This window comes from Pantoea conspicua, from assembly GCF_002095315.1.
In the GTDB taxonomy this organism is placed as follows: Bacteria; Pseudomonadota; Gammaproteobacteria; order Enterobacterales; family Enterobacteriaceae; genus Pantoea; species Pantoea conspicua.
In genome coordinates, this window is record NZ_MLFN01000050.1 from 23,450 (window position 1) to 32,273 (window position 8,824).

Below are 8,824 nucleotides of genomic sequence, written 5' to 3' on the forward strand. Positions count from 1 at the left end.
GTTTACAACGCCTGGGCACACGCCCAGGCTGAGCTCCACGCCCACTGGAAGTTATAGCCGCCCAGCCAGCCGGTCACATCCGCGACCTCCCCAATAAAATAGAGCCCCGGTACGGCCCGCGCCTCCATCGTTTTTGAGGAGAGCTGAGTGGTATCGACACCGCCCAGCGTCACTTCGGCGGTGCGATAACCTTCGGTGCCGTTTGGCTGAATACGCCAGGCGTGCAACGTCGCTACCAGCTCCGCCTGCTGCCGACTGTTGAGCTGCTTCAGGGTGATATCCGGCACCACCTTCAGCGTCTGCAACACTTCTACCAGCCGCTTCGGCAGAATTTTCGCCAGGCTGTTCTTCAGGCTGAGGTTGGGATGCGCCTCACGCTGAACGGTCAGGAACGCATCCAGCGGCGTCGCGGGTGACAGATCGATGGTGAGGAACTCACCTGGCAGCCAGTAGCTGGAGATCTGCAATACCGCCGGGCCGGAGAGGCCGCGATGGGTAAACAGCATCGCCTCTTTAAAGCGGGTGCCATCCTGCGCGTCGATAGTTGTCTCCAGCGCCACGCCAGACAGGGTCTGCAGCTGTTCCAGTAGCGGCTTATGCAGGGTAAACGGCACCAGCGCCGCGCGTGTCGGGAAGACGTTCAGGCCAAACTGTTCCGCGATTTATAGCCGAACGGCGTTGCACCCAGGCCGGGCATCGACAGGCCGCCGCTGGCAATCACCAGCTTTTCCGCCTGTACCGTGCTGCCGTTCAGCTGCAGGGTATAGCCGCTGTCGTCACGCGCCACGTTCAGCACTTCACTGCGCAGCCGCAGCGTCACCTTGCCCTTTTCACACTCGGCCAGCAGCAGATCGACAATCTGCTGGGCGGACTCATCGCAAAACAGCTGCCCGAGGGTTTTCTCATGCCAGGCGATGCCGTGACGATTGACCAGATCGATAAAGTCCCACTGGGTATAACGCGCCAGCGCCGATTTACAGAAATGAGGATTATGCGACAGATAGGCCGCCGGTTCGGTATAAAGATTGGTGAAGTTGCAGCGTCCTCCGCCTGACATCAGAATCTTACGTCCCGGCTTTTTGCCGTTATCCAACAGCAAGACGCGACGCCCGCGCTGTCCGGCCTGGGCGGCACAGAACAGCCCTGCGGCACCGGCACCAATGATGATAACGTCAAACTGTTCCACGGCGGTTTACTCACTTAATCGGAAAGGCGCAGATTGTAGTGATCTGCTCACTGAGACGCCAGCGTCAAAATTTTGCCGTAAATGTGTCATAATGTAACTAGCTAATATCTGGAGCTTTTTAACCCTTTAAGTCAGGTGTGTTACTGCTAAAGGTCAAATTAAGGCTATATTTTCCTTTCCCATACAGCACGTTGTCGCGGATAATGCGCCGCGTTCATGTCCTCCAAAAATGGCGTAACGTTTATGCTACATCTGTTTGCTGGTCTAGACCTCAGTACTGGCCTGTTATTGGTTCTTGCCCTGCTGTTTGTATTGTTTTACGAAGCAATCAACGGTTTCCACGACACGGCCAACGCAGTTGCGACGGTCATCTATACGCGTGCCATGCGTGCCCAGCTTGCTGTGGTGATGGCAGGTGTATTTAACTTCTTTGGCGTACTACTCGGTGGATTGAGTGTCGCCTATGCCATTGTTCATATGCTTCCCACCGATCTGTTGTTGAATGTTGGATCGGCTCACGGTCTCGCCATGGTGTTTTCTATGCTGCTGGCGGCGATCATCTGGAATCTCGGCACCTGGTATCTGGGTCTGCCGGCCTCCAGCTCCCATACCCTGATCGGCGCCATTATTGGTATCGGTCTGACCAACGCCCTGATGACCGGTACCTCGGTGGTTGATGCGCTCAACATCCCGAAAGTACTGAACATCTTCCTGTCGCTGATCCTGTCGCCGATTGTTGGCCTGGTGATTGCGGGTGGCTTAATCTTTATTCTGCGTCGCTACTGGAGCAGCACCAAAAAGCGTGCCCGCATCCATATGACGCCCGCCGACCGCGAGAAGATCGACGGCAAGAAAAAGCCGCCGTTCTGGACCCGTATTGCGCTGATTGTCTCGGCGATTGGCGTCAGCTATTCGCATGGCGCGAATGACGGTCAGAAAGGTATCGGCCTGATTATGCTGGTATTGATTGGTGTGGCACCCGCCGGATTCGTGGTCAACATGAATGCCTCTGGCTACGACATCACCCGGACCCGCGATGCGGTCAATCATCTGGAACAGTATTATCAGCAGCACAACGCTTCGCTGACCCATATTATCCAGATGGCGCCGCCTAAGCTGCCGACACCGGAGGAAGTGCCGTCAAGCAGCCCGCAGGAGTTCCACTGTGATAGTGCTCGCGCGTTACAGGCGGTCCAGCGCGCGCAGGTGTTGCTGAATAATCTGCAAAGTTACGATCAGCTGACGGTTGATCAGCGTGGTCAGATGCGTCGTTTACTGTTGTGTATCTCTGATACCGCAGACAAAGCGGCCAAACTGCCGGAAACCACCCCGGACGACAAACGCTTCCTTAACAAGCTGAAAAGCGATCTTCTGGGTACCATCGAGTATGCACCGGTCTGGATTATCGTCGCGGTCGCGTTAGCGCTGGGCACCGGTACCATGATTGGCTGGCGTCGGGTTGCCACCACCATCGGTGAGAAGATCGGTAAGAAAGGTATGACTTATGCGCAGGGAATGTCAGCGCAGGTCACGGCAGCGCTCTCTATCGGCGTCGCCAGCTACACCGGGATGCCGGTTTCCACCACCCACATCCTTTCCTCATCCGTTGCCGGTACCATGCTGGTTGACGGTGGCGGGTTACAGAGCCGGACCATCAAGAACATCGCCATGGCGTGGATCTTCACCCTGCCGGTTTGTATTGTGCTGTCAGGCTCGCTCTACTGGATTGCGTTAAAACTGGTGTAACACCTAAAGCCAGTGATACCGGAGGGCGACGCAAGTCGCCCTTTTTAATGCCAGATTGCCATCGCCACCAGGCTGATCACCACCAACCCGCACAGCGCGCTGGTCAGCATAAACTGGCCGCGCACCCGCTCGCAGCGCCGAATAAATTCGTCATCATGATGATCAAGATAGCGTTTCGCCCAGATATAGGTCACCAGTCGCACTTGTTTGCTGGGCTGACCGTGCGAGGTGAAGAATCCTGCGCCATCGACGTACTGATACAACAGCGGATCGCACCCGCGTAACACCGCCAGCAGTGCGCGCAGTGACGAAAAATAGCGCGCCATATTCACAATACACACCACACAAAGAGCCCAAAAAAGCGCGATAGTGCTGATCATATTCTCCCCTCCTGGCTGGAGCCGCAGGAACAGACGCAGCGGGAAAACGCTGAGCACGCCTACAGAAATAGCCAACCACTGAATTACCGGACTGCGATAGTGTTATGAACGCCTGGGCGGTAGCAAACCAGACCGCCTTTTTTCAGTGTAGGAGAAATGTTTAAATTTTTTCCAGCGATGTTTTTCGTTCAGGCCGGGTAAAATTGCCGCATCGTTGATCTTATTCACAAGCCAGGCGGCAACAGCAGCATTTGCGAACAGAGAAGGCTATACTCAGAGACATAACAACATCATCACCTGCAGCGCAGGTACACACTTTGGTGGCGCTCATCGCCCGCTCGCGCAAAGGATTTCGCTAAGCTGTGACGCGGCAGGAACACCGGATGCCATCCTTAATCTCGTGAAAGGAGTTTTATCATGGCTTATAAACATATCCTGATTGCAGTAGACCTTTCTCCCGAAAGTCAGTTACTGGTGGATAAAGCCGTTTCGCTGGCCCGCCCTTATGACGCTAAAATTTCCCTGATCCACGTAGATGTGAACTATTCCGACCTCTATACCGGCCTGATTGATGTCAACCTTGGGGATATGCAGAAGCGTATTTCTGAAGAGACCCACTCTGCGCTGAAAGGTCTGTCTGATTCCGCCGGCTACCCGATCAGTGAAACCCTGAGCGGCAGTGGCGATCTCGGCCAGGTGCTGGTCGATGCGATTAAAAAGTATGATGTCGATCTGGTGGTATGTGGTCACCACCAGGATTTCTGGAGCAAGCTGATGTCCTCTGCGCGTCAGTTAATCAATACCGTGCATATCGACATGCTGATTGTGCCGCTGCGCGATGAAGACGACGAATAACCACCGTTCATAAAGCCGGCGATAATCACCGGCTTTTTCCCGTTACGTCGGTTCCGGTACAGCCCGTAAGCGAATGTTGCCAGCCAGCCTTTCCTGTCGCAATAATTGCGTTTTCCTGCTGTTGTTTAACCTGTCAGCGCTATTCCTCACACAGGAATAGGGAAAATTCACCTGACAGCGCCGTGACAAATATTATCAAAGACCCGATAATTCGCCCTTTAACGGTAAAAGTACGTATTGCCTCTCTATAAAAATAATTCTTTATATTAGCAACACATTAACAAGCAAAAGTTCAGTTCACTCATTACGCCGCAGATTCATTTATCAATGTTTTACTATAGGCAAGGTTCGCCGGGTCCATTATATTCATTCTGCTCTCTCAGTCGCCGGGTGGCTGATAAAGCACAACAATGTCATTTAACAAAAAGATAAGGATATTGATTATGAGAGAAATTAACCAGACTGAAATTTCTGCCGTTAGCGGCGCAGGACTGACTGAATTCATCGGCAACGTTAATGATGCATTAACTCAGGTTTCTGCGCTATTCGACAACACAGTAAAGTCACTGGCTGAATCAACCGTTATTCAGGACGAAATTGCTCTGTCGTATAAGGCCTTTGGTCTGAGCGTAGCAAAAACGCTTTTAAGCGCTTTTTCAGGTTTTCTGGCGAAATTAGCCGCCTGATTTAATATAAGCGGTTTAGTTTATAAAGCGGCAGGTTTATTGCCCGCTAAATATGCTGATGAAAAGTCTGCCTGATGATTTCAGGCAGGCTTTTTTGTGACGGGTGCGGCGGTCAGCGTTAAAACCAGAGGACGATCACCCGGCTTGCCACCCACGCAGATCCGTTACGATCAGCTCACCAGCGGGGGATAGATATCGAAGCGATGACTTTTGGTCACCACCGCCGCCTGAGTGACGACGCCAGCCAGCGGCGGCGCATAATCTGGCCGCTTCACCACGATACGTTTCTTTGCCAGACGGCGGGCCGGCTCAAGCAGCGCGTCAGCATCCTCATCGGCACCGACCAGCGACTGAAACACCCGCATCTCTTTCTTCACCATCGCACTTTTCTGACGATGCGGATACATCGGATCGAGATAGACCACGTCCGGTTGTGGGGTGATCTCGCTCAGCGCCTGGGCGCTGGCGGCATGAATCAGCGTCAGACGCTGACGCAACCAGCCGCCGATTTCGGCATCCTGATAGCCCCGCTGTAAGCCGTCATCCAGCAGCGCCGCGACCACCGGATGGCGCTCCAGCATCCGTACCCGACAGCCCAGCGCCGCCAGTACAAAGGCATCGCGTCCGAGGCCGGCCGTGGCATCCACCACATCCGGCAGATAATCACCTTTGATGCCGACTGCTTTCGCCACGGCTTCACCGCGTCCGCCACCAAAACGGCGGCGATGCGCCATCGCGCCGGAAACGAAATCGACAAAGATGCCGCCCAGCTTCGGCTCATCGCGCTTACGCAGCTCAAGATGGGTCGGCGTCTGTACCAGCGCCAGCAGGGCGGTCTCGTCGTGCTCCAGCTGCCAGCGCTGCGCTAAACGTGATAAGGCGCCGTCTCCGGCGCCTGATTCATCGAGCAAACAGATTTTCACGTAACGACTTATCCCTGAATGCCGTAATGTTCCAGCATCGCGTCGAGCTGCGGCTCACGGCCGCGGAAGCGTTTGAACAGCTCCATCGGCTCTTCCGAACCGCCGCGCGTCAGGATGTTGTCGAGGAACGACTGACCGGTTTCGCGATTGAAAATCCCCTCCTCTTCGAAGCGTGAATAGGCATCCGCAGCCAGCACATCCGCCCACAGATAGCTGTAGTAACCGGCTGCATAGCCGCCGGCGAAGATGTGGCTGAAGGCGTGCGGAAAACGGCCCCACTCCGGCCCCGGCACCACCGCAACACGGCTTTTCACTTCACGCAGCGTCTCCAGAATTTGTGCCCCTTTGGTCGGGTCAAATTCGGTGTGCAGACGGAAATCGAACAGGCCGAACTCCAGCTGACGCAGGATGAACAGTGCCGCCTGATAGTTCTTCGCCGCCAGCATTTTATCCAGCAGTTCTTTTGGCAGCGGCTCACCGGTCTCGTAATGACCGGAGATAAACGCCAGCGCATCCGGCTCCCAGCACCAGTTTTCCATAAACTGGCTTGGCAGCTCGACCGCATCCCAGGGTACCCCACTGATACCAGAAACGCCGGGAACTTCTACGCGGGTCAGCATATGGTGCAGACCGTGACCAAACTCATGGAACAGGGTGATCACTTCGTCGTGGGTGAACAGCGCCGGTTTGCCCTGCACCGGACGGTTAAAGTTACAGGTCAGATAGGCGACCGGCTTCTGCAGGCTGCCATCGGCTTTACGCATCTGGCCGACGCAATCATCCATCCAGGCGCCGCCGCGTTTGTGTTCGCGGGCATAGAGATCGAGATAGAAGCTGCCGCGCAGCTCACCGGTCTCATCAAACAGATCGAAGAACTTCACATCAGGATGATAGACCTCCACATCGGTACGCTGTTTTGCCGTGATGCCATAGATGCGTTTAACCACTTCGAACAGACCCGCTACTGCGCGTGACTCCGGGAAGTAAGGACGCAGCTGTTCGTCGCTGATGGTGTAGAGGTGCTGCTTCTGTTTTTCACCGTAATAGGTGAGATCCCACGGATTAAGCTCAGTGACGCCGTGCTCTTTTTGCGCGAAAGCGCGCAGCTGCTCCAGCTCTTTTTCACCCTGCGGACGGGCGCGCTCCGCCAGATCGTTGAGGAAATCGATCACCTGAGACGGGCTTTGCGCCATCTTAGTCGCCAGCGATTTGTCGGCGTAGGAGTCGAAGCCCAGCAGTTGCGCCAGTTCATGACGCAGCGCCAGCTCTTCCGCCATGATCGGGCCGTTATCCCATTTACCGGCATTCGGCCCCTGATCGGACGCGCGGGTCGCGTAGGCGCGATACATCTCTTCGCGCAGCGCGGCGTTGTCACAGTAGGTCATTACCGGCAGATAGCTGGGAATATCCAGCGTCAGCAGCCAGCCTTCCTGACCTTTGGCTTCCGCCTGCGCTCTGGCGGCAGCCATCGCGCTTTCCGGCATACCGGCCAGATCGTTTTCATCGGTGATCAGCTTGCTCCAGCCCATGGTGGCATCAAGCACGTTGTTGCTGTAAGCCGATCCCAGTTCGGAGAGGCGGGCAGCAATTTCGCCGTAGCGTTGCTGTTTATCTTTCGCCAGGCCAATACCGGAGAGTTCGAAATCACGCAGCGCGTTATCGACCGCTTTCTTCTGCGCCAGATCCAGCGCGGCGTACTGGTCACCCTCTTTCAGGTTGCGGTACGCCTGATACAGGCCTTCATGCTGGCCGACCCAGGTGCTGTATTCAGAGAGCAGTGGCAGCGTCTGTTCGTAGGCTTCGCGCAGTTCCGGGCTGTTTTTTACCGAGTTCAGATGGCTGACCGGTGAGAAGATGCGGCTGAGGCGGTCATCGCTCTCTGCCAGCGGCTGAACCAGATTATCCCAGGTATAAGGTGCGCCTTGCGCCACCACTTTTTCGACCATCGCGCGGCAGTCGTTCAGGACTTCCGTAACGGCAGGAACCACATGTTCAGGCTGGATGGCAGAAAAAGGGGGAAGCGTAAAAGATGTCAGTAACGGATTGGTCATAGCGCAGTCCTTTATTAATGTGTGGGGCGCGGTGGGTCGCGCAACGCAATCTAAGTAACATGCGGCTAAGTGTAGCGAAAATCAATGGGGCCTGGCTTCGCTGCGGAAGAAACGAGCGAAATGCGATCGCGGCGCGGAAAATGGCCCGCGCCGGTGGAACGTCTTCTCTACACCAGCCGCCCCGGGCTAAAATTCACGTTTAACGATGATATAGCCATTGAAGCGGACTGAGCACTCTTCATCATTTATCAGCATCGAGGCAATAAATTTATTATGCTTACCCGCTTTGTTTTGATAATCGTAATTCACGATAAGATTCTGAGTACCCGGAAAAGTATATATCTCCTGATAACCTGATAGTTTCTGGCTATCCACATCAAGTTCTTTTATATCCTGATGGGCATAATAGAGCGCCATTTCGGCCGTGACCGGCTGGACATCAAGTAGCGTCAGATGTGTCTGATTCAGCACTAACTGGCGCTGATCAATCTGTAAATCCCTTATCATTGCATCCGTCATTGCCACACCCACCGCTCTGTTTATATCAAGACAGGATAGCGGAGTAACAGCAGCAGTTGCTGTAAGAGGTAATGCTGTAGCAATCCATCCTAATATCAGCCAACTGTTCATTTCACTATCAACTCTTTATCATCGCTATCAGCGATTTTTTTCCTGTACTTTATTTCCATAACAATACACCCGTTCGAAGCCGTTCCTTTGCCATTATCACCATGTATAAGAAATCCGGTACGCCCACACATCGCGTTATCCCGATAGGGCGTGAGTCGTAACACAAACAGGCCCGCTGAGGGATGCTTTGCCATCGGCTGGCCAATATGATACTTACCGCGTGGCAAAGGGCCTTTATTGACTTCACATTCATAGGCGGAGTCATCTTTATATCCTTCTGCACCGGCATACATGGCAGTAAACTGAAATATACCGTTGAGGGTAAAAGATTTACTTTTAACATCATAAAGGCTTTGTTGAATAAATC

8 protein-coding genes and 1 pseudogene are annotated in these 8,824 nt (G+C 54.2%); 3 read left to right on the forward strand and 6 right to left on the reverse strand.

The window, feature by feature from the left end:
* Window positions 1-2 precede the first annotated feature (2 nt).
* Window positions 3-1,186, reverse strand: a pseudogene (locus HA41_RS15540) (BaiN/RdsA family NAD(P)/FAD-dependent oxidoreductase).
* 243 nt (window positions 1,187-1,429) lie between these two features.
* Here HA41_RS15540 and pitA point away from each other — a divergent pair.
* A complete protein-coding gene (gene pitA, locus HA41_RS15545; RefSeq protein WP_143807343.1) occupies window positions 1,430-2,932 on the forward strand; it encodes an inorganic phosphate transporter PitA in 1,503 nt (500 codons plus the stop codon).
* A 44-nt stretch (window positions 2,933-2,976) separates the two neighbouring features.
* Here pitA and uspB read toward each other — a convergent pair whose 3' ends face one another.
* Window positions 2,977-3,312 (reverse strand): universal stress protein UspB, encoded by a 336-nt coding sequence (gene uspB, locus HA41_RS15550; protein ID WP_031374844.1) that lies wholly within the window; start codon window positions 3,310-3,312, stop codon window positions 2,977-2,979.
* A 417-nt stretch (window positions 3,313-3,729) separates the two neighbouring features.
* Between uspB and uspA the strand changes: the two genes are divergently transcribed.
* Window positions 3,730-4,167 (forward strand): universal stress protein UspA, encoded by a 438-nt coding sequence (gene uspA, locus HA41_RS15555; protein WP_094121542.1) that lies wholly within the window; start codon window positions 3,730-3,732, stop codon window positions 4,165-4,167.
* Between the two features lie 443 nt (window positions 4,168-4,610).
* On the forward strand, window positions 4,611-4,853 hold the full coding sequence (locus HA41_RS15560) for a hypothetical protein (RefSeq protein ID WP_094121543.1): 243 nt from the start codon (window positions 4,611-4,613) through the stop codon (window positions 4,851-4,853).
* A gap of 170 nt (window positions 4,854-5,023) precedes the next feature.
* Here HA41_RS15560 and rsmJ read toward each other — a convergent pair whose 3' ends face one another.
* The 4 genes from rsmJ to HA41_RS15580 all read right to left on the reverse strand — a co-directional run.
* Window positions 5,024-5,776 carry a 16S rRNA (guanine(1516)-N(2))-methyltransferase RsmJ gene (rsmJ, locus tag HA41_RS15565; protein WP_094121544.1) on the reverse strand — a complete coding sequence of 251 codons (753 nt, stop codon included), beginning with the start codon at window positions 5,774-5,776 and terminating at the stop codon, window positions 5,024-5,026.
* A gap of 8 nt (window positions 5,777-5,784) precedes the next feature.
* Window positions 5,785-7,827: an oligopeptidase A gene (prlC, locus tag HA41_RS15570; RefSeq protein ID WP_094121545.1), complete on the reverse strand. Its 2,043-nt coding sequence runs from the start codon at window positions 7,825-7,827 to the stop codon at window positions 5,785-5,787.
* A 186-nt stretch (window positions 7,828-8,013) separates the two neighbouring features.
* Complete coding sequence (locus HA41_RS21460) at window positions 8,014-8,457, reverse strand: hypothetical protein (protein WP_244175135.1); 444 nt, start codon at window positions 8,455-8,457, stop codon at window positions 8,014-8,016.
* A partial coding sequence (locus tag HA41_RS15580; RefSeq protein ID WP_341865066.1) for a tlde1 domain-containing protein occupies window positions 8,454-8,824 on the reverse strand: 371 nt, incomplete at its 5' end. The genes HA41_RS15580 and HA41_RS21460, both read right to left, overlap by 4 nt.